The sequence below is a fragment of the Uliginosibacterium sediminicola genome, from assembly GCF_039631295.1.
In the GTDB taxonomy this organism is placed as follows: Bacteria; Pseudomonadota; Gammaproteobacteria; order Burkholderiales; family Rhodocyclaceae; genus Viridibacterium; species Viridibacterium sediminicola.
Genome location: NZ_JBDIVE010000011.1, coordinates 104,249 through 126,610, shown reverse-complemented (window position 1 = coordinate 126,610; position 22,362 = coordinate 104,249). Strand labels below are relative to the sequence as shown.

The 22,362-nt window shown below is 62.5% G+C and carries 27 protein-coding genes; 20 read left to right on the top strand and 7 right to left on the bottom strand.

Annotation, left to right across the window (positions count from 1 at the left end; translation table 11 throughout):
• The first annotated feature begins 68 nt into the window (after positions 1 to 68).
• Positions 69 to 1,259, top strand: a complete 1,191-nt coding sequence (locus tag ABDB84_RS17570; RefSeq protein ID WP_345921073.1) for a hypothetical protein — start codon at positions 69 to 71, stop codon at positions 1,257 to 1,259.
• Here the strand turns inward: ABDB84_RS17570 and ABDB84_RS17565 are convergent.
• Positions 1,184 to 3,106: a sensor histidine kinase gene (locus ABDB84_RS17565; RefSeq protein ID WP_345921072.1), complete on the bottom strand. Its 1,923-nt coding sequence runs from the start codon at positions 3,104 to 3,106 to the stop codon at positions 1,184 to 1,186. The genes ABDB84_RS17570 and ABDB84_RS17565 overlap by 76 nt on opposite strands.
• Positions 3,107 to 3,127: 21 nt before the next feature.
• On the opposite strand from ABDB84_RS17565, the gene ABDB84_RS17560 reads away from it, so the two are divergent.
• The 5 genes from ABDB84_RS17560 (at position 3,128) to hslO (ending at position 7,692) form a co-directional block, all read left to right on the top strand.
• Positions 3,128 to 3,754: a response regulator gene (locus ABDB84_RS17560; protein WP_345921071.1), complete on the top strand. Its 627-nt coding sequence runs from the start codon at positions 3,128 to 3,130 to the stop codon at positions 3,752 to 3,754.
• 91 nt (positions 3,755 to 3,845) lie between these two features.
• The gene (locus tag ABDB84_RS17555) at positions 3,846 to 5,468 is read left to right on the top strand and encodes a methyl-accepting chemotaxis protein (protein ID WP_345921070.1); all 1,623 of its coding nucleotides are present in this window, start codon (positions 3,846 to 3,848) and stop codon (positions 5,466 to 5,468) included.
• 267 nt (positions 5,469 to 5,735) lie between these two features.
• Positions 5,736 to 6,479: a TerC family protein gene (locus tag ABDB84_RS17550; protein ID WP_345921069.1), complete on the top strand. Its 744-nt coding sequence runs from the start codon at positions 5,736 to 5,738 to the stop codon at positions 6,477 to 6,479.
• On the top strand, positions 6,479 to 6,829 hold the full coding sequence (locus ABDB84_RS17545) for an ArsC family reductase (protein WP_345921068.1): 351 nt from the start codon (positions 6,479 to 6,481) through the stop codon (positions 6,827 to 6,829). Before ABDB84_RS17550 ends, ABDB84_RS17545 begins: the two co-directional genes overlap by 1 nt.
• A complete protein-coding gene (gene hslO / locus ABDB84_RS17540; RefSeq protein ID WP_345921067.1) occupies positions 6,826 to 7,692 on the top strand; it encodes an Hsp33 family molecular chaperone HslO in 867 nt (288 codons plus the stop codon). Before ABDB84_RS17545 ends, hslO begins: the two co-directional genes overlap by 4 nt.
• 53 nt (positions 7,693 to 7,745) lie before the next feature.
• On the opposite strand, the gene ABDB84_RS17535 is transcribed toward hslO, so the two are convergent.
• From ABDB84_RS17535 to gpmA, 6 genes are all read right to left on the bottom strand, one after another.
• The gene (locus tag ABDB84_RS17535; RefSeq protein ID WP_345921066.1) at positions 7,746 to 8,000 is read right to left on the bottom strand and encodes a Txe/YoeB family addiction module toxin; all 255 of its coding nucleotides are present in this window, start codon (positions 7,998 to 8,000) and stop codon (positions 7,746 to 7,748) included.
• Positions 7,997 to 8,248: a type II toxin-antitoxin system Phd/YefM family antitoxin gene (locus tag ABDB84_RS17530; RefSeq protein ID WP_345921065.1), complete on the bottom strand. Its 252-nt coding sequence runs from the start codon at positions 8,246 to 8,248 to the stop codon at positions 7,997 to 7,999. Before ABDB84_RS17530 ends, ABDB84_RS17535 begins: the two co-directional genes overlap by 4 nt.
• Before the next feature lie 130 nt (positions 8,249 to 8,378).
• Positions 8,379 to 8,834 carry a hypothetical protein gene (locus tag ABDB84_RS17525; RefSeq protein ID WP_345921064.1) on the bottom strand — a complete coding sequence of 152 codons (456 nt, stop codon included), beginning with the start codon at positions 8,832 to 8,834 and terminating at the stop codon, positions 8,379 to 8,381.
• 64 nt (positions 8,835 to 8,898) lie between these two features.
• A complete protein-coding gene (locus tag ABDB84_RS17520; RefSeq protein WP_345921102.1) occupies positions 8,899 to 10,341 on the bottom strand; it encodes a S41 family peptidase in 1,443 nt (480 codons plus the stop codon).
• Between the two features lie 82 nt (positions 10,342 to 10,423).
• Positions 10,424 to 11,749 carry a murein hydrolase activator EnvC family protein gene (locus ABDB84_RS17515; protein WP_345921063.1) on the bottom strand — a complete coding sequence of 442 codons (1,326 nt, stop codon included), beginning with the start codon at positions 11,747 to 11,749 and terminating at the stop codon, positions 10,424 to 10,426.
• Positions 11,746 to 12,495, bottom strand: a complete 750-nt coding sequence (gpmA, locus tag ABDB84_RS17510) for a 2,3-diphosphoglycerate-dependent phosphoglycerate mutase (RefSeq protein WP_345921062.1) — start codon at positions 12,493 to 12,495, stop codon at positions 11,746 to 11,748. Before gpmA ends, ABDB84_RS17515 begins: the two co-directional genes overlap by 4 nt.
• Positions 12,496 to 12,642: 147 nt before the next feature.
• Here gpmA and ABDB84_RS17505 point away from each other — a divergent pair, with 147 nt between their 5' ends.
• From ABDB84_RS17505 to ABDB84_RS17440, 14 genes are all read left to right on the top strand, one after another.
• A complete protein-coding gene (locus ABDB84_RS17505; RefSeq protein WP_345921061.1) occupies positions 12,643 to 13,056 on the top strand; it encodes a rhodanese-like domain-containing protein in 414 nt (137 codons plus the stop codon).
• A gap of 9 nt (positions 13,057 to 13,065) precedes the next feature.
• On the top strand, positions 13,066 to 13,323 hold the full coding sequence (gene grxC, locus ABDB84_RS17500; RefSeq protein ID WP_345921060.1) for a glutaredoxin 3: 258 nt from the start codon (positions 13,066 to 13,068) through the stop codon (positions 13,321 to 13,323).
• Positions 13,324 to 13,384: 61 nt separating this feature from the next.
• Positions 13,385 to 13,843 carry a protein-export chaperone SecB gene (gene secB, locus ABDB84_RS17495; RefSeq protein ID WP_345921059.1) on the top strand — a complete coding sequence of 153 codons (459 nt, stop codon included), beginning with the start codon at positions 13,385 to 13,387 and terminating at the stop codon, positions 13,841 to 13,843.
• 10 nt (positions 13,844 to 13,853) lie between these two features.
• A complete protein-coding gene (locus ABDB84_RS17490) occupies positions 13,854 to 14,285 on the top strand; it encodes an SH3 domain-containing protein (protein WP_345921058.1) in 432 nt (143 codons plus the stop codon).
• A gap of 2 nt (positions 14,286 to 14,287) precedes the next feature.
• Positions 14,288 to 15,274, top strand: a complete 987-nt coding sequence (locus ABDB84_RS17485; RefSeq protein ID WP_345921057.1) for an NAD(P)H-dependent glycerol-3-phosphate dehydrogenase — start codon at positions 14,288 to 14,290, stop codon at positions 15,272 to 15,274.
• A 318-nt stretch (positions 15,275 to 15,592) separates the two neighbouring features.
• On the top strand, positions 15,593 to 16,420 hold the full coding sequence (locus ABDB84_RS17480; RefSeq protein ID WP_345921056.1) for a flagellin N-terminal helical domain-containing protein: 828 nt from the start codon (positions 15,593 to 15,595) through the stop codon (positions 16,418 to 16,420).
• A 78-nt stretch (positions 16,421 to 16,498) separates the two neighbouring features.
• Positions 16,499 to 16,885 carry a flagellar protein FlaG gene (locus ABDB84_RS17475; RefSeq protein WP_345921055.1) on the top strand — a complete coding sequence of 129 codons (387 nt, stop codon included), beginning with the start codon at positions 16,499 to 16,501 and terminating at the stop codon, positions 16,883 to 16,885.
• A 38-nt stretch (positions 16,886 to 16,923) separates the two neighbouring features.
• On the top strand, positions 16,924 to 18,309 hold the full coding sequence (gene fliD, locus ABDB84_RS17470; RefSeq protein ID WP_345921054.1) for a flagellar filament capping protein FliD: 1,386 nt from the start codon (positions 16,924 to 16,926) through the stop codon (positions 18,307 to 18,309).
• 56 nt (positions 18,310 to 18,365) lie between these two features.
• On the top strand, positions 18,366 to 18,764 hold the full coding sequence (gene fliS, locus ABDB84_RS17465) for a flagellar export chaperone FliS (RefSeq protein WP_345921053.1): 399 nt from the start codon (positions 18,366 to 18,368) through the stop codon (positions 18,762 to 18,764).
• A gap of 4 nt (positions 18,765 to 18,768) precedes the next feature.
• A complete protein-coding gene (locus ABDB84_RS17460; RefSeq protein ID WP_345921052.1) occupies positions 18,769 to 19,098 on the top strand; it encodes a flagellar protein FliT in 330 nt (109 codons plus the stop codon).
• A 24-nt stretch (positions 19,099 to 19,122) separates the two neighbouring features.
• Positions 19,123 to 20,607, top strand: a complete 1,485-nt coding sequence (gene fliK, locus ABDB84_RS17455; protein WP_345921051.1) for a flagellar hook-length control protein FliK — start codon at positions 19,123 to 19,125, stop codon at positions 20,605 to 20,607.
• A complete protein-coding gene (locus ABDB84_RS17450; RefSeq protein ID WP_345921050.1) occupies positions 20,591 to 20,893 on the top strand; it encodes an EscU/YscU/HrcU family type III secretion system export apparatus switch protein in 303 nt (100 codons plus the stop codon). Before fliK ends, ABDB84_RS17450 begins: the two co-directional genes overlap by 17 nt.
• 30 nt (positions 20,894 to 20,923) lie before the next feature.
• Entirely contained in the window at positions 20,924 to 21,691 is a 768-nt protein-coding gene (locus ABDB84_RS17445; protein ID WP_345921049.1) for a flagellar brake protein, read from the top strand.
• A 135-nt stretch (positions 21,692 to 21,826) separates the two neighbouring features.
• Entirely contained in the window at positions 21,827 to 22,360 is a 534-nt protein-coding gene (locus ABDB84_RS17440; RefSeq protein WP_345921048.1) for a type II secretion system protein N, read from the top strand.
• Positions 22,361 to 22,362: the final 2 nt, after the last annotated feature.

The window sequence follows — 22,362 nt, the reverse complement described above, 5'->3', positions numbered from 1 at the left end:
AAGCCCTCAATAGGATGAGCTTGCTGCCCCGCAGCACTTCATCTTGTACAAGGATCCGGACCCCCACCATGCTCAGCAATCTCTGGCGTTTCCTCGTCGCCCTGTGCGATCTGCGTGCCCTGGCGCGCTTGCTGACCGGCCACGCCGCCGTCGACGTCGTCTTCATCACCAATCTGCGCGACGAGGCCGAGCGCCAGCGCTTCTTCCAGGGCTGGGTGCCGCCTGCCGGCCACGCCGCCGGACCGCGCATCTACCTCAAGGGCGTGGCGGCACGCGTGCGCGGCATCTATGTCACTGCCGAAGAAATGATGACCTCGGCCGGCCGCCGCAAGGCGCGCGAGCAGTTCATCGCCGCCACCGAATGGGCCGAGCACAAGGGCGCGCGGGTGATCCTGCTGGCCGCCTCGACCAAGCGCCTGTTCGGCCGCGATGCCCGCGAGCTCAAGGCGCGCTTTCCCAAACTGCTATTCACGATTGGCGACAATGGCACGGCGCAGATGCTGGTCGCCGATATCTTCGCCTCACTCCATGCAGCCGGCCTGACACACAGCGCGCGCCTGCTGGTGATCGGCCCCTACGGCATTCTCGGTGATTGTGTGTGCCGCGAATTGCTGCGCGCTGGCTTCGAAGTGCTCGGCTATGGCGCCAACAAACCCGCGCTGGCCGAGACCGCCACCCGCCACGGCATCCTTGTCGATCACGAGCTGGCCAATCTCGGCCGCGTCGATGCCGTCATCGCCTGTACCCACAGCACGGCCGCCAAGCTCACGCCGGCCCAGGTCGAACAGCTGCGCCGGCCGGGACGCAAGCTGCTGGTGGTCGACGTCGCCGAACCGGCCAATCTGGACATCGAGGCCTATCAGCAGTGCCGCGCCCAGGTCGTCCGCCAGGACGCCGGCAATGCCTACGCGCCGACGCTGCATTACGTGCTCGGCAGCCTGTCCTGGCGCTTGCTGATGCTCTCGCGTGGCGTGGTCTTCGGCTGCTTCGCCGAGGCAATGAGCCTGTATCACGCGATCTACCGCCACGGCGAAGTAGACTTGCTGGAGCAGGACTGGTTCCAGGTCAATGACAGCCTGCGCGCGCGGGTTGCCCGCACGCTGGACAACATCGGCTTCCGTCCGCCAGCACCGCGCTGCTTTGGCGAGGCGGTGAGCGACTTCGCGCTGGATCTGCCCCGGGCTCAGGCCGAGGCCACGGGAATCAGCACCGAGAAACAGCTGCCCTTGCCGGGCAGCGAATGTATGGCCAGCCGGTAACCGGCCTGCTCACACAGGGTACGTACGATATGGAGCCCCAAGCCCTGGCCCGGCGCACTGCGATCGCCCCGCACGAAAGGCGCCAGCAGGCGCTCGCGCTCGCCGGCAGCGATGCCCGGCCCGGTGTCGCGCACCTCGATCAGCACGCCCTGGCGACGGTAACGCACGCCAATTAGGATGCGCCCCCGCGCGGTGTAGCGGATGGCATTGCTGAGCAGATTGTCGAGGATGCGGCGCAATAGCAAGACCGAGGTTTCAAGCTCACGTGCGCATGGGCGGCAATGCAGGCGCAGCCCCTTGGCCTGCGCCGCCGCCTGGTAGTGCTGCTGCAGCTCGAAGAGCAGGTCATCGAGCTGTACCCGCGTCGGCGATTCGGCATGGCTGCGCCGTGCGTCGTCGATCAGGCTGCCCAGCAAGGTTTCGGTGTAATCGAGCGCCTTGTCGATGTGCTGGGCGGTCGCCTCGTTGCCCGCCCGCAAGCTGCTCAGCGCCAGGCGGATCGACGCCAGCGGTTGTGACAAGTCGTGCCCCGCGCTGGCTAGTTGCAGCTGGCGTTGCTGTGTTTCGAGCAACACGCGCAGCTTTTCGCCCTCGACCCGCGCCAATTGCTCGGCTTCGGCCAGATGGCGGCGCAAGCCGTCCTCAAGCTGAGTGCGCAAATTCTGCAACTGGCGCGCCAGCGCCACCGCAAAACACAGCGCCTCGCACAGATAGCCGATCTTCGGAAACACGAAGGGCTGCGTATCCGGCAACCAGCCGAAGATGCTCAGCGCAAACAGGATATTGGTGAAAAAGGCATTCAGCATGGCACCTGCAAAAAACGGCCCCGCCAAGGGTGCACGCTGGCGCAGCAGGAACACACTGGTCCACAACACCAGCACCAGGTAGGCGGCACCGAACAGCGGTGCGAACCAGTTCACGCGGAACAACAGATAGACGACCAAGGCCAGCGGCAAAGCCAGCAGGTAGATTAGATAAGCGGCGAACAGACGCGGATAACGCCGCCGCATATCGAACAAGGCCATCGCAAAGAGTGCCTGCGCGGCCTGGATCAGCACCAGAAAGACCGCCGGTGCATACTGGTTCCACACGCCCTGCTGGGGCCACAGCCAGGCGAAGTTGTAGCCCTCGAACTGCGCCATGAAGGCCATCATCATCAGACTCATGAAGGCATAGGCGAGGAAGGCACGCTCACCGGCGGTGGCATACTGCAGCAGAGCGAACACGCAGAGCGCCGTCAGCAGGCCGAACACCAGACCATTGAGCAGGTTGCCATCGGCCTGCGCCTGCAGGAAGCGCGCTGGCGACATCAGCGCCAGACTGAGCGGCGTATCACCATGGGTGCGATAGCGGATCAGCACGCTCTGGCGCTCATCCGCAGCCAGCTGCAAGGGCACACCCAGCATGCGCGTGGCCAGCGGGCGAGCGCTATAAGGCGCGGCGAAATCCAGGCGCAACAGGCTTTGCGGCGCGGCACCCTGAATGACGAACACTTCGAGATGCTCGGCATCCGGCACGCCCAGATCGAGTACCCAGTTCTGCTGCACGGCGGCGCGATTATGCAGATCCAGGCGCAGCCAGCGCATGGCCGCATCCGGCCGGTGGGCGCGCTCGGCGGCGGGGCGGAACAACTGCGGCGAAGCCCAGGCCTGGGCCGCGCTCAAGCTTGCCTCGCCTTCGTCGTAATAAGTCGCAAAGCCGCGTAAGGCCAGGCTCTGCGTATCCGGCAAGCGATCAATCTGCGCCAGCGGCTGGGCCAGTGCCACCACGTGCCAAAATAACAAACCGAGCCCGAACAAGCGGCCGCTCAGCCACACCCGGCAGCAGGCCAAAACACGTGCAAACACCTGATTTTCCCGTCCCCATCAATGCGCATCATCATAGCCGACGACCACCTGATCTTCCGCGAAGGGCTCAAGCTGCTGCTGGCCAGCAGTACTGATTACCAACTGGTCGCCGAAGCGGCGGATGCCGCCGCGCTCAAGCCGCTGATCGCCCAGCACCAGCCCGATCTGCTGATCATGGACTACCTGATGCCGGGTGCCGACAGCGGCGCCGTGCTGGGCTACCTGCGCCAGCGCTATCCGGCGCTGCGCATCATCGTGCTGACTGCCGAACGCTCCGGCAGCCTGCTGCGCAACCTGCTCGACGCGGGTGCCGACGCCATCCTGCTCAAGGAAGGCTCCAGCGCAGACATGCTCGATGCAATCCGCCGCGTCAGCCAGGGCCAACGCTACCTGCCCGAGCGGGTACAGGCGCTGATCGATGACGCTGCCGTACATCTGACCGCGCGCGAGCTGCAGGTGATCAAGCTGATCTGCGCGGGCTGGTCGAATGCCGCCATCGCCGAGAGCTTTTCGCTGTCGCCACGCACCGTCGACAAGCACCGCGAGAACATCCTGCGCAAACTGGGCGTCAGCAATGCCGTGCAACTGATCAACAAGGCGCGCAGCCTTGGCCTGCTTGGTGCCGAGCACGGCGCGCCGGGTGCCTGAATCACGCCAGATGAATTTCCCTATTCAAGTTTCATCCGCAGGCGTCGTAAGCAGCTGAACACGATGTTGATACGCGTACGGAGCCCGACAGATGAAAGACCTTAAAGTCCGCAGCAAGCTGATCCTGTGTTTCTCGATTGTCCTGCTGTGTTTCGGCATGGCTACACTCCTCACCGGCATGCGCTCGTTCAAGATTGCTGAAACGGCCACCGATGTCGAAGAACATGCCATCCAGAACGCATCCCTGGCGACCAAGCTGCTGCGCGATACCATGAGCTTCCGTCTGGCTGTGCGCAGCATGCTGCTGCAAAAGGAGCCAGCCGGCGTTCAGACCGAGGCCGACAAAGCCCAAAAGCTCCTGCAGAACGTGCTGGACACGGCTAAACAATTTGCCACGCTGGATGACGCGATTTACAAGGAAAAGGCCACTGAACTGGTCAAGGCCGCAGAAACCCTGACGCCTCATATGAAAGGCGTGGTCGCCGCCGCTGCGGCAGGCAATCGGGATGAGGCCTTTGCCATCCTGAGCACCGGCAGCCCCATTGCCGCCGGCATTCAGGCGCTCTCCGACAGCCTCATTACCCGCTCACAAGAACTTGCCAAGGACGCCGTCACGACGGTGGCGAATGACGCACGCTCCGGCATCAATACACTGCTGATCGCCTTTGTCATCGCAAGCGTGCTGTCGGTTGCCGGCATCGTGGTGATCGTGCGTGCCATCGTCACCCCGCTGACGCAGCTGGCCAGCGAAGCCGAACACCTGGCACGCGGCGACATTTCGCGACACATCGAGGTGGACCGCCGTGATGAAATCGGCGCTCTGCAAAGCGCATTCGCCAATATGAGCGCTTCGCTCAACCGCGTGCTCAATGAAATCCGCGCGGTCTCCAGCTCGGTCACGCAGACGGCACAGAACCTCGGGCACACTGCAGAGCACATCCGCGAGAGTGCTGAAACACAGTCGGGCGCCACCTCGTCGATGGCCGCCGCGCTCGAGGAGATGTCAACCAGCGTCGACCACGTCGCCAGCCTGTCGCACAACGCCCGCGACTCCTCCGCCGAAGCCGGCCGCAAGGCCGAGCTTGGCAACAGCGGGATTCAGGAGATGGTGAGCAAGGTGCAGCGCGTTGCGCAGGAAATGAACGAGAGCGCAATTTCTGCCGAGGCCCTGGGCCAGGAGACACAGAAGATCTCCAGCATCGTGGATGTCATCAAGGAGCTGGCCGACCAGACCAATCTGCTGGCGCTCAATGCGGCCATCGAAGCGGCCCGCGCGGGCGAGCAAGGCCGTGGCTTCGCGGTCGTCGCCGACGAAGTCCGCAAACTTGCCGAGCGCACCACGCAATCGACCAATCAGATCAGTGCGATGGTCAGCGCCATCCAGAGCAGTGGCTCGGCGATGAGCCAGCGCATGCAGAAAACCGCCCATGTCGTGCATGAAGGCCTGGTCATGGCCGAAGCCGCCGGCAGCTCGGTGCAGGAAATCAATTCTGAGACCCGCCAGGTTCTGCAGGCCATCGATGAAGTCAGCCATGCGCTCAAGGAGCAATCCCAAGCCAGCCATGACATCGCCCGCCAGGTCGACAACATCGTCAATGTGGTTGACGAAAACGCCCATGCCGCCAGTGGCATGGCCGACGTGGCGCGTGATATGCAAACCCTGGCACAAAAGCTCGACCAGACGGTCTCCAGCTTCCGCCTGCGTACGCTCTGATGCCATCTGGCAGGCTGCGACCTGCCCTCGCCATGCCCCTCCCCGCGCCGCGCTCATACGCGGCGCGCGTCATTCCGCCTGCGCAGACCTGCCCCGCCCGAAATGGCTGACATGGCGGCTCACCAGGACGTCGCCGCGTCGGCAGATCCAGCCTCCCTGTCATAGTCAGATGCAATCTATTTGCACTATGCATTGCCCGCAGCGGAACTCGCCGGGATAATCCCCTGTCGCAGACAAACCCTTACAATTTTTTTCGAGACGCCCACCATGGAATGGATCGCAGACCCGAATGCCTGGATCGCACTGGCAACCCTGACTGCACTGGAAATCGTTCTAGGCATCGACAACATCATCTTCATCTCCATCCTCGTCGGGCGCCTGCCCGAAGCACAGCGCAACATGGGCCGGCGAATCGGGCTGCTGCTGGCGATGGGCACGCGCATCCTGCTGCTCGCCTCGCTGTCGTGGATCATGCGTCTGACCGAACCGCTATTCACCGTCTTCGCACAGGAGATCTCCGGACGCGACCTGATCCTGATCTTCGGCGGCCTGTTCCTGCTCTGGAAGAGCGTGCACGAGATTCACGAATCCCTGCAACAACCGGGTAACGAGTCTGAACACGCCTCGCGCGGCGTAACGGCCAGCTTTACCAGCGTGATCCTGCAGATTGCCGTCATCGACATCGTCTTCTCGCTCGACTCGGTGATCACGGCCGTGGGTCTGGCTGACGATCTGGGTGTGATGGTGACCGCCATCCTGATCTCGGTCGCCGTGATGATGTTCGCCGCCCGCGCCATCGGTGAATTCGTCGATGCCAACCCGACCATCAAGATGCTCGCGCTGTCCTTCCTGGTCCTGGTCGGTGTGACCCTGATTGCCGAAGGTTTCGACACGCACATCCCCAAAGGCTACGTATACTTCGCCATGGCCTTCTCGGTCGTCGTCGAAATGATCAATATCCGGCTGCGTCGTCGCATGTCCATCCGGCTCAACAAGGATTTACCTGAATAATGCGCATCACCGTTTTCGGCATTCCCAACTGCGGCAGCGTCAAGAAAGGCCGCGACTGGCTCGACGCCCAAGCCCTGCCCTATGAGTTTCACGACTTCAACAAGCAGGGCTTGTCGGCCGCGCAACTCGAAGCCTGGCTGCAGCACACCGACTGGCAGACCCTGCTCAACACGCGCGGCACGACTTGGCGCAAGCTCAGTGAGACCGAGCGTGCCAATCCCGACGAAGCGCGTGCCAAGGCCTTGATGCTGGCCCAGCCCAGCCTGGTCAAGCGCCCGGTGGTGGTCAGCGACCAAGGCCTGCTGGTGGGCTTCGATGCCGAAAAATGGCAGAAAGTGCTGGCCAAATGAGCGCTGCAAACTCTGACACCATCCAGCGCTTCCTGCTCGAAGATCTCGACATCCGTGGCGCCCATGTGCGCCTGGGGACGAGCTGGCAGGCCATTCTCAAGAACCGCAACTTCCCGCCAGCGGTGACGCGCCTGCTCGGCGAAATGACCGCCATCACCAGCCTGATCGGTGGCAATCTCAAGCAAGCGGGTCGCCTGACCTTCCAGCTGCGCGGTGACGGACAGATCCCGATGATGGTGGTCGACTGCACCGCCGGCCTCAATGTGCGCGGCTATGCCAGCGTCGACAGCGTGCCGGCCGATGATGCCTCGCTGCAGACCTTGCTGGGCAGCGGACGCCTGCTGATGACCCTGGACATCGAGGACGCCGCCCAGCCCTTCCAGAGCTATGTGCCGATCGAAGGTGACACCCTGGCCCAGGTCTTTGAACACTATCTGGAATTGTCGGAACAGCAGCCGGCCTGGCTGATGCTCTATGCCGACGCCGAGGGCGCCGCAGGCCTGTTCCTGCAGAAGCTGCCGGATGCCGACATCCGCGACGCTGATGGCTGGTCACGCGTGACTCAGCTGGCGCAGACGCTCAAGAACGAGGAGCTCAAGGGGCTCGACAGTGTCGAACTGCTGACGCGCCTGTTCCACGAAGAAACTGTGCGCATCTACGAGGCACGCCGCGTCGAGCACAACTTCCCGCCCGACCGCGACAAGATCGCCACCATGCTGCGCAGCCTGGGCCACGAAGAAATCGAGCGCATCATCAGCGAACACGGCGAGGTCATCGTCAACGACGATCTATCAAATCACCGCTACGACTTCAGCCCTGAAGAGGCGCGTGCGCTGTTCGAACAAGCGCCGACTTTGCATTAAACGCCCAAGCGCCGCATATCCCAGGAGCAGGCATGGTCTGCTCCTGGAAAAACCTAATAGTGATAGCGCAATTGGACAATCTGTAGCGCATCGCCTGACACGCGATACACCATGCGATGCTCGTCCGTGATGCGCCGCGACCAGAATCCCGCCAGCGCATGCTTGAGCGGCTCTGGCTTGCCTACGCCTGCAAAAGGTTCGCGCTGTGTTTCACGGATGAGCTTGTTGATGCGTTCGAGCATCTTCCGATCTTGCTGCTGCCAGTACAGGTAATCTTCCCAGGCCAGCTCTGCAAAAATCAGCCTCACTCGGCTAACTCACGCTCTACGCCTTGCTCTGCACGGAGCTGTGCCGCCGCAGCCAGGACGCGCTGCGCGTTGGCGGGTGTGCGCAACAGATAGGCGGTTTCTTCCAGCGCCTTGTAGTCTTCCAATGAAAGCATCACCACTGACTGCTCGCCATTGCGCGTAATGATCAGCGCCTCGTGGTCTTCACAGACACGATCCATGGTGCGCGCCAGATTCGCGCGAGCTGTTGTGTAGGTAATGGCATCCATGATGAGCCTCCAAATATGTACATCTTACTGTACATAAAACTAAAGCCATCGTCTAGCGAGCAAATTCGCTGCAAACAGCGAACGCAACTTAAAAATCAATATGATGGCTCTGTGACTGCCAAAGCCGCCCTCACTTATCCGCCCGCAACTCCGCAGGCGTGTCGTCGTGATCACCGTGCGGATGATGCCGCCAGGCTTCGATATATACGGCATTCGACTGCTTGATGAGGCGCTGCGGCGAGCGCATGTTGCGCAGGCGGGTTTCTTCACAGAATTTGGTGAGGCCGCGCAGCAAGCGGGCATGAAAGCTTTGTTCAAGCACAAAGCCGGCATCTTCGAGCAGGGTTTCGAGCTCGTCGAGGGAATGCAAGGCCAGGCTGTAATGCACGCGCAGCGCTTCAGGCTGCGACGCGGCAGATATCTGCACACCGGGTAATTGCTCCAGCAACGAGACGGCGCGTGCGGCTTGCGCGCCGTGGCTCGCCTCGAAGCGGATCAGGTGGCTGCAGTGCAGCGCTTCATCTTGCGGGTCACCCCGCCGATGTTTGCGGCCAGCCAGACGGTAAGCAGTTTCGCGCGGCATCATGAGCGTCTCCTCCATGTGTTCCAACACGACAACAACAGGTTTGCGCCCGCCTGGCGCACCGCAATCACTTCACGGCGGGCGCGCTTTCTGCCTCGGCAGGCGCTGCCGCCACGGCCGGTTTGGCCAGCGGCAAGCCCTTCAGGTGTAGCACGGCCTGGCCAAGCTGCCAGTCGTCCTTGCTGCCGAACTCAACCGGCGGCACCGGGCCATCGGGCTTGCGGCTGGGCTTGAGCGCCGCTTGCGGTTCAGAGGCGGCCAGCGGCGCCGAAGCGGCTGCCGGCTGCGAAGCCACTTCCTTGGGATTGAGCAGGTGCTTGGGCAGGTCGGCCTCACGCAGTCGGGTATCGACCGCATCTGGCGACTCTTCGACGACGATGTCCGGCACGATGCCCTTGGCCTGGATCGAGCGGCCATTAGGCGTGTAGTAACGCGCAATGGTCAGCTTCATCGCAGTTTTGCCGTCCGGGAAGTCGAACTTGGTCTGCACCGAGGCCTTGCCGAAAGTCGGCGTGCCGATGATGGTGGCGCGCTTGTAGTCCTGCAGCGCACCGGAGACGATTTCCGAAGCCGAAGCCGAACCGCCGTTGACCAGCACCACCAGCGGCACGGTCTTGGCAATCGCCGGCAGCGCCTGCATCACATCACCACTCGAACCACGCGAATATTCCTCGGGTTCAGCCTTGTAGTCCTTGCGGCCCGCCGCGCGGCCATCGGTATAGACCACCAGCGAGCCCTTGGGCAGGAAAGCCGCCGACACGCCCACCGCGCCATCGAGCAGGCCACCGGGGTCGTTACGCAGGTCGAGCACCAGACCTTTGAGCGGGCCTTGCTTGGCCAGATCGGCGATGTGGCGGACCAGATCGGGCACCGTACGCTCCTGGAACTGCGATACGCGCACATAGCCATAGCCGGGTTCGAGCAGCTTGGAGCGCACGCTGCGCACCTGAATCACCTCGCGCACCAGGGGCACGTCGAAAGGCTGATCCATGCCGGAGCGGAAGATGGTGAGGGTGACCTTGGTTCCCGGCACGCCGCGCATTTTCTTGACTGCCTGGCTGATGGTGAGGCCCTTGACGGTCTCTCCATCGATCTTGATGACCAGATCGCCCGCCTTCACGCCCGCACGGAAAGCCGGAGTGCCTTCCATCGGCGACTCAACCTTGACGTAGCCGTCCTTGGGCTCGACCTGCAAGCCGAGGCCGCCGAATTCACCCTTGATGCTCTCATCCATTTCCTTGTTACCTTCTTCGTCAAGGTAACTGGAATGCGGATCAAGGCCGGAGACCATGCCGCTGATGGCATCATCGAGCAGCTTCTTGTCATCGACGCTATCGACGTAGAAGCGCTTGATATTGTTGAACGCGTCGGCGAGTTTGCGCATCTGCTCGACCGGCAAGGCGGCGACGGGCGACTCACGGTCGGCACGCGCAGCAAAGTTCAGGCTGATCAGCACACCAATGCAGATGCCGCTGAATACGAGTCCGAACTGCTTGAACCTGCTGCTCATCATTACTCCAGAATGTGGGGTTGGTCGCGAGTCGGAAAGCTCGCTTGTTTGGGGCTCAGTTGGGCAAATTCAATAAAACGACTCATTTGCCGACCATCCATTTGGCCGGATCAATCGCCTGCCCCTGATGCCTGAGTTCGAAGTATAAACCCGATTCCTCCTGCCCTCCGCTGGCGCCGATGCTGGCAATCGCTTCGCCAGCCTTGACGCGCTGCCCGGGCGTCTTGAAAAGGGAGTCGTTATTGGCATAGATGCTCATATAAGCATTGCCATGATCAATGATCAACAGATTGCCAAAACCACGCAGCCAGTCGGCGTACACCACCGTACCATCGGCCACGGCACGCACCTCGCTGCCTGCTGCAGCACGGATGAAGACACCACGCCAGTTGCCGCCGGCCTCGGCTCGCGGCGTGCCGAAGCGGCCGTACAGTTCGCCCTTCACCGGCCAGCGCAAATGCCCCTGCTGGCGGGCGAAATTACCGCCGCCGGCATTGCTCGCACCTTCTTCGACGACATCCTCAACCACGCCACTGGGGCCTGAGCTGCTCTGCGCCTGGGCGCGCGCACTGCTGCCCTCAGCGCTCTTGCCTGCACTGCGCGAGGACTTCTGCCGCGCCGCCTGTGCCTTGAGCCGCGCCTGCCGCTCACGCTCGATACGGTCCAGCCCCTGCAACAGCTTTTCCAGACGCTGCTGGTTCTGTTGCAGGCTCTGCATGTCGTGGCGCTGCGCACGCAGGCGCTCAGCCACTTCGCGCAGCACGCTGCGACGCTTGTTGCGTTCATCGATCAAGCGTTGCTGCGCACGACTGCGCTCCTTCTCCAGACGCAGCAGTTCGGCACGTCGCGCCTCGGCTTGCTGCTGCACGGCCTGCAACTGTTCGAGCGCCTGGCGCGCACGTTCGATGTTCTCGGCACGCTCCTGGGCGATCAGCTGCAGGTAGTACGCATCGCGCGCCATCTGGTTGGGATCGGTGCCGCCCAGCATGCGCCGCGCGCCGGCCGCGCCGCCCTCGACATAGGTGCGGTAGAGCGTCTCGCCCAGCTGCTTGCGCATCAGCTGCTGTTCGTCTTCAAGCTGGCGCTGCTGCACCTGCAGACGACGGATCTCGGCTTCGACGGCCTGACGGTCATCAGCGATCTCGCGCAGATGACGCTGGGCCTCGGAGATCGAGCGCTCGGATTCGGCGAGCTGGTCGCTGACCTCGCCACGGCTCTCCTCGCCCTTGGCGATCTCGCGCTGCAGGGACTGGATCTGCGCCTGCATGGCCTTGAGCTCGTCGCGACGCGGATCATTACGCCCCTGAGCCTGGGCCTGGGCCTGGGCCTGGGCAACAAGAAAAAGGCCCGCACTCAAGAGTGCGAGCCATTTCAGCGAGGCCATGCGTGGCAGCGACAGCGCGATCACGCCTTGGCTTTGCCCTGATTGGCAACGGCGGCCATGGCCGCAGCAATCGCCTCAGCGTCACCCAGGTAGTAGTGCTTGATAGGCTTCAGATCAGCGTCGAGCTCGTACACCAGCGGCTGTGCGGTGGGGATGTTGAGGGCGACGATTTCGTCGTCAGAGACATTGTCCAGATACTTGATCAGTGCGCGCAGGCTGTTGCCGTGTGCCGCGATGACCACGCGCTTGCCGGACTTGACGACCGGTGCGATGGTTTCCAGCCAGTACGGCACGAAGCGTGCGACCGTATCCTTGAGGCATTCGGTACGCGGGAATTCGCCGTCAGCCATGTCGGCATAGCGCGGGTCGGACAGCGTCAGACGCTCATCGCCTTCTTCCAGCGCAGGCGGCGGCACGTCGTAGGAACGACGCCACACCAACACTTGATCGTCGCCGAACTTGGCCGCCGTCTCAGCCTTGTTGAGGCCTTGCAGGGCGCCGTAGTGGCGCTCGTTCAGGCGCCAGTGATGGGTCACCGGAATCCACAACAGATCGAGCTGTTCGAGCACGGCGTTCAATGTCTTGTTGGCGCGCTTGAGCACCGAGGTGAAGGCGACGTCAAAGCTGTAGCCTTCTTTTTTGAGCAGCTGGCCGGCGGCAACGGCTTCGGCCTCGCCCTGCTCGGTCAGATCCACATCGGTCCAACCGGTAAAGCGGTTTTCCTTGTTCCAGGTGGATTCACCGTGGCGCATCAAAACAATCTTGTACATGAAAGGATCTGCCTTCGAATTTAGGGAGGTTGCTGACAACCTGACCGCCGCCGCAAGTCGCGTCGGGGCCGGGATTGATGATATTGTATCGGATCAGCTTTCTCAGGAAAGCGCGTTCCGTCAAAGATTGTCGCCACGAAAAGACTCATGGACTTCCTCATCAATAACCCGCAAAACCTCTTCTGGCTGGCCGCCGCTATTGTCTCCGGCTACATGCTGTTCGGCCGTAATGTCATTGGCGATCCCGACTCGATCAGCCCGCAGCAAGCTGTCATGCTGCTCAACCGCGAGAACGCCGTCGTCGTCGATGTGCGTGAGCAAGCCGAGTTTGCTGCCGGCCACCTGCCCAATGCGCATCACATCCCGCTCAAGGACATCGAATCGCGCAGCGGCGAACTGAAAAAGTTCTCCAAACGCCCCTTCATCCTCGTCTGCCAGAGCGGTAAGCGCTCGCGTGCCGCGCTGGCCGTGCTGCGCAAGGCCGGTTACGAGCGCATCTTCAATCTCAGTGGCGGCCTGGCAGCCTGGCGTGAAGCCGGCCAACCCCTGGCGCGTGGCTGAGCATCCGGCATGACCGCCCGTATCCTGATGTACGCCACCGGCGTCTGCCCATATTGCGTGCGCGCCGAACAACTGCTGCGCCGTAAAGGCGTGAGCGAGATCGAGAAGATTCGCATCGACCTCGACCCCGTCCGCCGTGATGAGATGATCGCGCGCACCGGTTTGCGCACCGTTCCCCAGATCTTCATCAATGACGAACATGTCGGCGGCTGCGATGATCTGTACGCCCTCGATCACGCTGGCAAGCTCGACCCCTTGCTGGCCTGAAGCAGAGCAATCCCCCGCGTTTTTCATTCAACACTCAATCTAAGAATCAGGACCACATCTCATGGCACAAGAGAACGAAGCCCAAGCCGTCTTCAACATCGAAAAGATCTACGTCAAGGATCTCTCGGTTGAAGTCCCCAACTCGCCGCAGATCTTCCTGGAACAGCAGGACCCGGAGATCAACGTCGAGCTGGCCACCACGGCCCAGGCGCTCGACAACGGTTTCTACGAAGTGGTGCTGCGCGCCACCGTCACCGCCAAGATCGGCGAAGACCGCACGGTGTTCCTGGTTGAAGTCGCCCAGGCCGGCATCTTCCTGATCCAGAACGTGCCCGAAGCCGAACTGCAACCGGCGCTGATGATTGGCGGTCCGAACATCCTCTTCCCGTATGTCCGTGAGACCGTCTCCAGCGCGACCAACCGTGCCGGCTTCCAGCCGGTGATGCTGTCGCCGGTGAACTTCGAGGCCCTCTACTTCTCGCGTCAGCAACAACTGGCACAAGAAGCCGGTAACGCCTGAGTCACCCACCATGCGCCTGATCCTCACCCTGCTCTGCTGCGCCCTGCCGGCATTGGCTCAGGCGCTGGACTACCGCTCACTGAGCGATAACGCCATCGTGTATGACGCCACGTCCAGGCAGGCCAAGCCGCAATTCATCTTGCGCAAGGGTACGCCAGTCGAACAACTGGTCGCCCTGGAGGGCTGGATCAAGGTGCGTGAAGCCGGCGGCGGCATCGGCTGGGTCGAGCGCAGCCTCGTCTCCGAACGCCGCCAGCTGATCGTCACCAAGGCCAATAGCGAGGTTCGCCTCACTGCGGCCGACGATGCCGCCGTAGTATTCGTCGCGGCGCGTGATCTGGTGCTGGAAATGGCTGACAAGCCTGCCGGCAGCTGGGTCAAGGTACGTCATCGCGACGGACGCAGCGGCTTCATCGATATCAAATCCGTCTGGGGACTTTAAGCGTGCGTATTGCAGTGCTCGGAGCCGGTGCCTGGGGCACCGCGCTGGCCATGACTTATGCCGCGGCTCAGCACGCGGTCAGCCTGTGGTCCCACGACCCGCAACACGTCGCGCAGATGCGCCAGGATGGCGAGAACAAGCGTTACCTGCCTGGCCTCGCCTTTCCCCCCGCCCTGAGTCTGCACGAGACCCTGCCCGCAGCGCTGCAGGCCTGTGAGCTGATCATCATCGCCACGCCAGTGGCCGGCCTGCGCAGCACCCTGCAACAACTCCGCACGCTATCGCCCGAGACGCCACTACTGTGGCTATGCAAAGGCTTTGAAGCGGGTAGCGGACGCCTGCCGCACGAGGTAGTCATCGAAGAGCTCGGCGCACGCAGCGCCTGCGGTGCGCTGACCGGCCCCAGCTTCGCCCAGGAAGTGGCGCGCGGCCTGCCCTGCGCGATGACCTTGGCGAGCAACGACGCCCGCTTTGCCGAACAATTTGCCAAGCACTTGCATCACCCGCGCCTGCGCCTTTACGCCAATGACGATGTCGTGGGTGCCGAGGTCGGCGGTGCGGTCAAGAATGTACTGGCCATCGCCGCCGGCATTTCCGACGGCCTGGGCTATGGCCTCAATGCACGCGCCGCCATGATGACGCGCGGCCTCAGTGAAATCGCCCGTCTTGCGCATGCGCTGGGTGGTCGGCGCGAGACCTTGATGGGACTCTCCGGCATGGGCGACCTGATCCTCACCTGTACCGGCGATTTGTCGCGCAATCGTCGCGTCGGCCTGGCGCTCGCCGAGGGACGCCTGCTACCCGAAATCCTGCGCGACCTGGGGCACGTCGCCGAAGGCGTGCTGACCACCGAGGTGGTTGCGCAACGCGCGGCGCAACTCGGGGTGGAAATGCCGATCACCGCGGCCGTACTGAATGTCCTGGGCAACCGCCTGAGCCCACGCGCAGCCGTGGAGCAGCTCTTAGCACGCGATCCGCGTACTGAGTAATTTTTCACATTGCTTTGCAACTTCCTGTAAATCCGGCGCCCGCCGGAGGCCTAGCCATGCGCCGCAGATCCATATCCGGCGCGCCTTCTCGTAAAAATCAGTTTTTTTGATTTTTGTCGGCCATAAAGCTCAGGTAACCCTACAGAAGCGCCACAGAGCGCCGTAGATGCACTCACAAGGCAGGAAATTACAGCGGCAAGTCCCTGCAATTTCACGCTTTAGCTGCCAGGTCGCCGGTGCGTTCATTGAAGTGGCAACACTTCAGACCACGTCGATCAAAAAAGTGGGAAACGCAACCAAACAAGAAGGAGCATCAAAATGGCTATGACCATCAACACCAACGTCGCGGCATTGAACACTCAACGTGTTCTCTCCAACTCACAAAGTTCGCTGTCGACATCCCTGCAACGCCTGTCCTCGGGCTTGCGTATCAACACCGCGAAGGACGACGCTGCCGGCCTCGCAATCTCCGAGCGTCTGGACTCTCAAGTGAAGGGCTTCAACGTTGCCATCCGCAACGCCAATGACGCCACCTCCATGCTGCAGATCGCTGACGGTGGCGCTTCGCAGATTTCCGCCAACGTGCAACGTATGCGCGAACTGGCCGTGCAGGCATCCAACGGCACGCTCAACTCCGGTGACCGCCTGAATCTGGCGACGGAATTCAACGCCCTGTCGGCCGAAGTCTCGCGTCTGGGTGAAGCCACCACCTACAACAAGATCAACCTGCTCAACAGCGGCAGCGTGCTGACCTTCCAGGTCGGCGCCGGCACCACGACCAACGACCAGATCACCGTGTCGACCACGGACATCCGCGCCTCGTCGCTGGGCATCGACTCGGGTTCGATCAATATTTCAACCGCCTCCACGGCGCTGGATGCGATCACCGCACTGGACTCGGGCATCAACACCCTGACCACCACCCGCGCACGCTTCGGTGCCGCGCTCAACCGTACCGACGCCGTGGTGTCCTCGCTGCAGATCGCGGTTGAAAACCAGTCGGCCGCCAAGGGCCGCATCACCGATGCAGACTTCGCCTCGGAAACGGCCAACCTGTCGCGTGCGCAGATCCTGCAGCAAGCCGGTACCGCCATGCTGTCGCAGGCCAACAGCCTGCCGCAGAGTGTGCTCAGCCTGCTCAGATAAGCACGCAGTCGCGGTCCGTAGGATGGTGGTCTGGCCCATGGAGGGGTCAGGCCACCAAGGTCACAAGGAGGCCATACCATGGCAATCCAGCAAATCAGCTCGGTCAGCAACACGCCGAGCAAAACGAGCAACGTCAGGGAAGTGGGTACTGTTGCAGCTGTTGCGAGCACTGCAACCACAAGTACCAACACCCTGACGTCCGTACAAACCGACTCAGTTTCTTCCGCCGCAGCACAACCGACGCGAGAGCAGATTGACCAAGCCATGGGCGAAGTCAGGAAGGTCCTCGCACCGGTGGCACGAAACCTGCAGTTCTCGATTGACGATGAGACGGGGCGAACCGTAGTCAAGGTGATGGATTCCTCTACCAACGAGGTGATCCGACAGATTCCCAGCGAGGAACTGCTTGCCATGACCCGTTCGATGGACAAACTCTCCGGCCTCTTCGTGAAACAGAAGGTGTAGCTCAGGCCCCGTGCCTGTCACGATCGGAGAATCAGGAAATGGCCACAATCACCTCAGCGGGACTCGGTTCCGGCATCGACGTAGAAGGCTTGATCACCAAGCTGATGACGGCGGAACGCGCGCCCATCACGCAGATCCAGACCCAGGAAAGCGCGATCCAGACCAAGCTGTCGGCCTACGGCACGCTCAAGAGCAGCTTGTCGACGCTGAGTGATGCGGCAAAAGCCCTGCAGACCAAGAGCAACTTTTCGTCATGGACGGCAAATGTTGCCGACACCGCGGCAGCTTCTGCCACGGTCAGCAGCAGTGCCAGTGCCGGCAGCTACTCGCTGAACGTGACCCAACTTGCCCAGGCACAAAAAACCCGTAGCGCCGGTTATGACAGCAGTTCGACCACCATCGCCACGGGCACCCTGCAAATCGATCTGGGGACGTTGGCCAGCGACGGTACGACCAGTACCTTCACTGCAGACAGCACGCGCAGCTTTTCGGTCACCATCGATTCGACCAACAATACGCTCAGCGGCCTCAAAGACGCTATCAATGCTGCCAAGAGCGGCGTGACCGCCTCGATCGTCAATGACGGCAGCAAGAGCCGCCTGGTGCTGACCTCGGACAGCACCGGCGCCTCCAATGCCTTCAAACTCTCCGGGCTCACCGGCTTCGATTTCGATCCGGCCGCGACCAGCACGTCCACCCTGACCTCAACGCAGGCCGCGCAGGACGCAGAATTCACCCTCGATGGTATTGAGGTGACACGTTCGAGCAACACCGTCTCCGACGTGATCGATGGCGTGACGCTCACGCTCAAGAGCAAATCCACCGCGGATACCACGCTGACCGTCGCCAGCGACACAGCCGCCATTACCACCAAGATCAATGCCTTCGTCACGGCCTACAACAACACCGTCGGCTTGATGGCCAGCCAGAGCAATTACAACTCCACCACCAAGACGGCGGGGCCGCTCAATGGCGACGCATCAATCCGCAATATCCAGTCGCAGCTGCGCAGCATCATGAGCGGCTCGGTCGGCTCGGGATCAGTTTCGCGGCTCTCCGATGTCGGTATCCAGATTGGTGTCGATGGCAAGCTGACGGTCGATAGCACCAAACTCGGCAAAGCACTGTCAGACCCGACCAAGGACGTGGCAAGCCTGTTCGCCACCAATGGCACAACCTCGGGTCTGGCCGACCAGCTGGTCACGCGCATCACCAACATGAATGACACCGGCGGCATTCTGACCTCGCGTACCGATGGTCTGAACTCGACCATCAAGACCATGGACAAGAGCATCGCTGCGCTGGAAGCACGCATGACCTCGATCGAAGCGCGTTACCGCAAACAATTCACGGCGATGGATGCAACCATCTCCAGCCTCAATTCAACCGCCTCTTACCTGACAGCCCAGTTGTCCAAACTCTGAACCTAAGCCAATGGCCAAGCGCCTGACTCTTACCCATTAGCCTCGCAAGGATTCAAATGTTCGCCACCCATTCAGCCGCTGCTTACGCCAGTATCGGTATCGAAACAGAAGTCAGCACAGCCAGCCCGCACCAGCTGATCCTGATGCTCTTCGACGGCGCCATCCTGTCCATCAACAGCGCCGCGATCTCGCTGGCCAATGGCGACATCGCAGCCAAGGGCGCCTCGCTGTCCAAGGCGATGGACATCATCACGCGCGGCCTGCACGCCAGTCTCGATGTCGAGGCCGGCGGCGATCTGGCCTTGCGGCTGAGCGCGCTCTACGACTACATGTGCGAGCGCCTGCTGCACGCCAACATCCACAACAATGAAAAGGTGATGGCCGAAGTCTCCAACCTGCTCTCCGAACTACGCGGCGCCTGGGCAGAAATTGGCCACACCGCCGGCCGAGGTTGAAATCATGCAAAGCATGCTGACTCACTATGAATCGATGTGCCAGCTCAGCGCAGAGATGGTCAGCGCGGCACGTGACAATGACTGGGACCGGCTCTGTGCGCTGGAACAGCAAGTGTCCCGCCTGCGCGAGCTGCTGCGTTCACTGGAAACTGCCGAGAGCCTGGCCACACAAGAGGCCGAGCGCTCGCACAAGCGTGAGCTGATCATGCGCATGCTCGACGATGACCGCGAAATCCGCCGTCACACCGAGCCCTGGATGAACCACGTGCGCGCCCTGCTGTTTGGCACGAACATGGAACGCAATCTGCGCAAGGCATACGGCGCCACGCATTGATAGTTAGCTGCCTGGAGGCCCTGCGTGATACCCAGTGACCTCGCCTCGCGCCTGCGCATGCTGATCGATGCAGAAGTGCAGGCGCTGGCGCCTGTACACCAGATTACGGAGGATCTGCCAGATCTCGCAACGGGTCAGCGCTTCTCCGCACTGATCCAGAGCCCGCTGCCCGACGGCAGCTTTCGCGCCCTGGTCGCCGGTCGCAGCGTCACCCTGTCGCTACCGAATGCCGCCAAATCGGGTGACGCCCTCGAACTGGTCGTCACCGGTCAACAAGATCAGCGCGTGACCGCACGCCTGGCCGCCGACAGCATCCCGCCGGGCCGCAGCAGCGCAGCCAGCGCCAGCACACCGCGGCTGAGCGCCGCCGGCCAGCTGATCAGCCAGCTGCTCACCGGCCGTCAATCGACTGACACCACCACAGCACTCAATGCCGGCGCGCCCTTGATGAGCGCGCCGCCCACCCAAGCAGCGTCCTTGGTACCGGTGCTGCAGCAAGCGCTCAGCCAGAGCGGCCTGTTCTACGAATCACATCAGGCGCAATGGGTCGGCGGCGAGCGTACCCTCAGCACCCTGATGGCAGAACCGCAGGCACAGCAGCCAGCGCTCAGCGCGCCGCAAACCCGCACGCCAAACGCAGCCGCACCGAATCCCGCTGCCATGCTGCCTCCCAGCTTGCCGGACACGGCTGCCGAACCCCTGGTGTACAGCGCTCAGGGAACGACCCGCGCCAGCTGGCAGGCCACAGCATCGCCAGCGAACCTGGCGGCGAATCTGGCGCTGGCCGTCACGCCCCCTCCAACAGAAGACGCCGCGCCCCCCGCAGCGCCGCTGGCGGCCAGCCTGCTCGATACCCTCGAACAAGGCGATGCCCTGCTGCCTGCACCTGCGCCTGCCGGCGAGCGCGCAGCCCCCCATCTCAACGCCACGCAAGCTGGCCAGCAAAGCGGACAACAATCGAATTCTGGCGATACACCGGATGATCCAGGCGCCAGCCACATGCTGCGCGAACAAGCGGGCAAGAACGCCGCCCCCCTCGTCAGCCCCCGTGCCGGCAGCGAACAAGGCCTCGACCCCTCAAACGAGGGCAATGCCACACCCAGCGCCGGAGCGCTGAAAATCGCCGCCGAACTGATGCCCCTGGTCCATCGCCAGCTCGACACCCTCGCCACGCATCAAGCCGTCTGGCAAGGTCAGGTGTGGCCGGGGCAGACCATGCAGTGGGAAATTTTCGACCCGGAATCGGAAGAGAACACCTCCCATCAGGGCCAGTCCGATCAGGAAGAGCCCGCCGCCTGGCAGAGCACACTGCGACTGCAGATGCCGGTGCTGGGCAATATCCGCGCCCAGCTTTTTGTCACCCCGGCCGGCGTGGCGATCCGCATCAGCGCGGACTCGGCCAGTGCCGTCAATAGCCTGCAAGCGGGCAGCAGCGCGCTGGCCGATTCACTCGATGCCGCAGGCGTGAGCCTGACCGGCATGGTCGTGCAATATGAAGCAGACGCCTGAGCAAAAGGGGCGTGCCAGCGCCGTCGCCCTCGCCTATACGGTAGGCGAGAGTGCGCCGCAAGTGGTGGCCAAGGGCAATGGCCTGATCGCCCAAGCCATCATCGAGCGCGCACGCGAAGCCGGGGTGTATGTGCATGAGTCACCCGAACTGGTCGCCCTGCTGATGCAGGTGGATCTGGATCAGCGCATTCCGCCCTCGCTCTACATCGCGGTGGCGGAACTGCTGGCCTGGCTGCACGCCATGGAAAACGGCGCAAGCGCCCCTCTGCTGCCGCCTGGTGTATAGTCGCCGCTCATCAGAATTGCCCCTTCACCCATGGCAGATCATTCCGACCCCTCCGCGAAATTCGAGCTCCTGCAATCGGACGATTTTGCGCAATACCTGCTGCGTGCGCCGCGCGAGATCGCCTTCGTGCTGCGCCAGCTCGCCGCGCACCGCTGCATGATCACCGCCTACATCGATGACTCGCCGCGCTTCATGATGAGCAGCGTGTTGTCAGTCAGCGAAGATGACCATCAGCTGGTGCTCGACGTTTCGCGTGACGAGACACTCAATGCCAGCGTGGCGGTGGCCAGGCAACTGCTCTGCGTCACCCAGCTGGAAAAGGTGAAGATCCAGTTTTCGATCAGCCAATTCCACTTTGACCGCAGCGGCAAGCACCCCGCACTCATCGCGCAGGCACCGCAGACCCTGCTGCGCCTGCAACGCCGCGAGTATTACCGGCTGACTGCGCCGGTTTCGCATTCACTGATCTGCCGCATCCAGGCGCCCGAAGACAAGCAGATGATCGATGCGCGCGTGGTCGACATCTCCGGTGGTGGCGTGGCCGTGCTGGTACCGCCCAAGGGGCTGGACTTCAGTGCCGACAAGCAGTACCGCAATTGCCGTCTGGACCTGCCGGAGTTCGGGCCGGTCACCGCTACGCTGCGCGTGCGCAACATTTTCCGCATCACCAATCCCAATGGCACCGAGGCGCTGCGCGCCGGCTGCCAGTTTGAAGAACTGCCGACGGCAATGGCCAATGCCATCCAGCGCTACATCCTGCGTGTCGAACGTGACCGCAAAGCGCGCGACATGGGCTGAGCCCCGATGCCGTACAAAAAAGCTGCGCAAAGCTGTGCAAAGCAACACGAGCGCACACACGCCACTGGTATGCTGCAGCCCTGCTAGAATTGATCCGCCTTCCGGCCCAAACACCTCGCCCTCAGCCTGAGCCCCATGTCCTTGCGCACGCCCCCTGCCTTGCATGCCCTGCTTCCCGGAGCCTGGCCCACCCTTGCCTGGTTGCTGGCTCTGGGCCTGAGCGCCTGGATCAGCGCCGGCTGGTTCTGGCGCCTGCAGGCAGCGCCGGTACAATCGGCCCAAGCCATGCCGCTGAGCGATCCGCAAGTGGCCGCACAAGACATCGCCTCACGCCAGCTGTTCGGTGCCCTGGTCGTGGCCGCCGCGCCCAGCGCTGCGCAAACCAGTCTCAAACTGGTCGGGGTGCAAACCCGCTGGGGCAAGTTGCCCGGCTTTGCCGTCGTGGTGGATGATGCCGGCAGCTCGCGCTCGGTGATCGAAGGCGATGAGATATCCCCCGGACTGCGCCTGCTCGCAGTACACGCCGAATCAATCGAGCTTGATCGTGGCGGCCAGCGCGAAACGCTGATGCTGACACGTCTGGCCAATGCAACAAACGTCGGCGCACCAAGCCTGCCGATGCCACCCGGCCAGGTCCCATTACCGGCCTCCGAATCAAACAAGAACTGATC

Bases quoted from the DNA above. Each gene is read 5' to 3' on its own strand.
- secB (WP_345921059.1), top strand. From the start codon at position 13,385: ATGGCACAAGAGAACGAAGCCCAAGCCGTCTTCAACATCGAAAAGATC.
- gpmA (WP_345921062.1), bottom strand. From the start codon at position 12,495: ATGTACAAGATTGTTTTGATGCGCCACGGTGAATCCACCTGGAACAAG.
- ABDB84_RS17490 (WP_345921058.1), top strand. From the start codon at position 13,854: ATGCGCCTGATCCTCACCCTGCTCTGCTGCGCCCTGCCGGCATTGGCT.
- ABDB84_RS17440 (WP_345921048.1), top strand. From the start codon at position 21,827: ATGTCCTTGCGCACGCCCCCTGCCTTGCATGCCCTGCTTCCCGGAGCC.
- ABDB84_RS17480 (WP_345921056.1), top strand. From the start codon at position 15,593: ATGGCTATGACCATCAACACCAACGTCGCGGCATTGAACACTCAACGT.
- fliS (WP_345921053.1), top strand. From the start codon at position 18,366: ATGTTCGCCACCCATTCAGCCGCTGCTTACGCCAGTATCGGTATCGAA.
- ABDB84_RS17475 (WP_345921055.1), top strand. From the start codon at position 16,499: ATGGCAATCCAGCAAATCAGCTCGGTCAGCAACACGCCGAGCAAAACG.
- ABDB84_RS17545 (WP_345921068.1), top strand. From the start codon at position 6,479: ATGCGCATCACCGTTTTCGGCATTCCCAACTGCGGCAGCGTCAAGAAA.
- ABDB84_RS17570 (WP_345921073.1), top strand. From the start codon at position 69: ATGCTCAGCAATCTCTGGCGTTTCCTCGTCGCCCTGTGCGATCTGCGT.
- ABDB84_RS17505 (WP_345921061.1), top strand. From the start codon at position 12,643: ATGGACTTCCTCATCAATAACCCGCAAAACCTCTTCTGGCTGGCCGCC.
- ABDB84_RS17530 (WP_345921065.1), bottom strand. From the start codon at position 8,248: ATGGATGCCATTACCTACACAACAGCTCGCGCGAATCTGGCGCGCACC.
- fliD (WP_345921054.1), top strand. From the start codon at position 16,924: ATGGCCACAATCACCTCAGCGGGACTCGGTTCCGGCATCGACGTAGAA.
- ABDB84_RS17520 (WP_345921102.1), bottom strand. From the start codon at position 10,341: ATGAGCAGCAGGTTCAAGCAGTTCGGACTCGTATTCAGCGGCATCTGC.
- ABDB84_RS17450 (WP_345921050.1), top strand. From the start codon at position 20,591: ATGAAGCAGACGCCTGAGCAAAAGGGGCGTGCCAGCGCCGTCGCCCTC.
- ABDB84_RS17445 (WP_345921049.1), top strand. From the start codon at position 20,924: ATGGCAGATCATTCCGACCCCTCCGCGAAATTCGAGCTCCTGCAATCG.
- ABDB84_RS17525 (WP_345921064.1), bottom strand. From the start codon at position 8,834: ATGATGCCGCGCGAAACTGCTTACCGTCTGGCTGGCCGCAAACATCGG.
- ABDB84_RS17550 (WP_345921069.1), top strand. From the start codon at position 5,736: ATGGAATGGATCGCAGACCCGAATGCCTGGATCGCACTGGCAACCCTG.
- ABDB84_RS17560 (WP_345921071.1), top strand. From the start codon at position 3,128: ATGCGCATCATCATAGCCGACGACCACCTGATCTTCCGCGAAGGGCTC.
- ABDB84_RS17555 (WP_345921070.1), top strand. From the start codon at position 3,846: ATGAAAGACCTTAAAGTCCGCAGCAAGCTGATCCTGTGTTTCTCGATT.
- hslO (WP_345921067.1), top strand. From the start codon at position 6,826: ATGAGCGCTGCAAACTCTGACACCATCCAGCGCTTCCTGCTCGAAGAT.
- grxC (WP_345921060.1), top strand. From the start codon at position 13,066: ATGACCGCCCGTATCCTGATGTACGCCACCGGCGTCTGCCCATATTGC.
- ABDB84_RS17460 (WP_345921052.1), top strand. From the start codon at position 18,769: ATGCAAAGCATGCTGACTCACTATGAATCGATGTGCCAGCTCAGCGCA.